This is a genomic window from Periweissella ghanensis (assembly GCF_918814755.1).
Taxonomy (GTDB): Bacteria; Bacillota; Bacilli; order Lactobacillales; family Lactobacillaceae; genus Periweissella; species Periweissella ghanensis.
The window spans coordinates 1-1,781 of the sequence record NZ_CAKKNT010000053.1 but is presented as its reverse complement, the minus strand read 5'-3'; the positions used below and the strand labels follow the sequence as shown (position 1 = coordinate 1,781).

General features: G+C 35.6%; 1 protein-coding gene. It reads left to right on the top strand.

What is annotated here, in order from left to right:
• Positions 1-143: 143 nt before the first annotated feature.
• Positions 144-1,781: IS1182 family transposase (locus LQZ76_RS09875; RefSeq protein ID WP_250787482.1), on the top strand; the 1,638-nt coding region annotated here is incomplete at its 3' end.

Genomic DNA, 1,781 nt, shown 5'->3' with positions numbered 1-1,781 from the left:
AAGGGGTTGTGACATAACCCTATAAAAAAAGGGCCACTAAATGAAATTTTAAATTTCATTTAGTGGCCCTTTTAGATATAATCAAAAGAAAAAAGCATCGGGTGCAACCAATGCTTTCAAAAACCTCGAAAGGTCCAAAAATCATGATTAATTATAACATGCAACAGATCAGTTTGCACATGGCAACTTACTACGAACCAGAAGAAAATCACCCTGCACAATACATAAATCGTTTAGTTGAAGAATTAAATATCGCTAATTTTAGTTACAACATTGGTCGGCCGCGTGATTTCGACACCAAGATGTTATTAAAATTAGTCTTATTCGCATACAGTCGTAGCCAATTTTCATGTCGTCAAATTGAATTGTTTGCGAAGGAAAATAAGGTTGCCATGTGGTTAACGCAAGAACAAGAACCTTCATATCGTACTATCGCACGATTTATTGTTTCTGAAGAACTAGAAGGTTTAATTGTTTCAACAATGATGAAGTTTTCAACGTACTTAAAGAAACATGGTTTGATTAGTAATGGTATCTACATCGATGGTACGAAAATTTTAGCTAACGCTAATAAGTATTCATTTGTCTGGAAGAAAAGTACATTGCGTTATGCTGATTTAAATAAACAGCACACACTTGAATTACTTACTGACATTAAACAATCAATGAATGATGACAGCTTCCAAGAATATACTGAAAACGAAATTGATGAAGTTATTGCTCGGTTAGAAGCCCATCTCGATAAACTGAATCGTGAAATCAGCGACGCCCCTCAGGTGTCGCCTAATCCTAAAAAGACACAACGCCGTACAATTAAAAAACAACTTCGTGAGTTAGTAGAGCGAAAACAAAAGAAACTCAAGTATGAAGAGCAATTAGCCATCATGGGTAATCGCAACAGTATGTCGAAGACAGACCATGACGCTACTTTTATGCGTGTCAAAGAAGATCCAATGATGAATGGGCAATTGAAACCAGCTTATAATCTACAGATCGCTACAAATAATCAATTCGTATTAGACTATACGTTAACGCCAAATCCAACTGATACGCGGACACTTATCCCATTTCTAAAACAATTACAAGCCAACGGTGTGTTAGATTCAACCGTTATCGCCGATGCTGGTTATGGTTCAGAAGCCAATTACCGGTTTATTTCTGATACCTTAAACGCCACAACTGCCTTAATTCCATATGGGACGATGTTAAAAGAAAAAAGTCGTAAGTGGAAATCAGATAACAGTAAAGTTATGAACTGGGATTACTACGAAAAAGATGATTACTATATTGATCCTCAAAATGTGCGCTTCAATTTCGCTAGATATAGCAAACGAACAGATAAAGATGGGTTTGTCCGTTCATTTAAAATCTATCACGCAGAAAAATACGATTTAAATAGTAAACTTGTGCCCGCCGCACTGACAAAATCAGGACAATTACGTAAAATAACGGTTAATCCAGAACTAGATTATTTTAAAAATAAAGTAAAAAAAGACCTTTCAAATCCAGACAACGCTGCGTTGTATTGCAAGCGAAAAATTGATGTAGAATCAAGTTTTGGGTATTTGAAGGCTTCTTTGAAGTTCACGCGATTCACAGTACGTGGTAATCGTAAAGTCAAATGCCAAATGTTTGTCGCATTAATGGCGATGAATATGAATAAATTAGCGGGAGTGCTCGCTAATTTATTCACTTTTTTCAAAATAAAAAAATTCCAGATGGAAATGATACTCATTTCCATCTGGAATTTTTATTTAAGAGGTAGTTATGTCACAACCCCT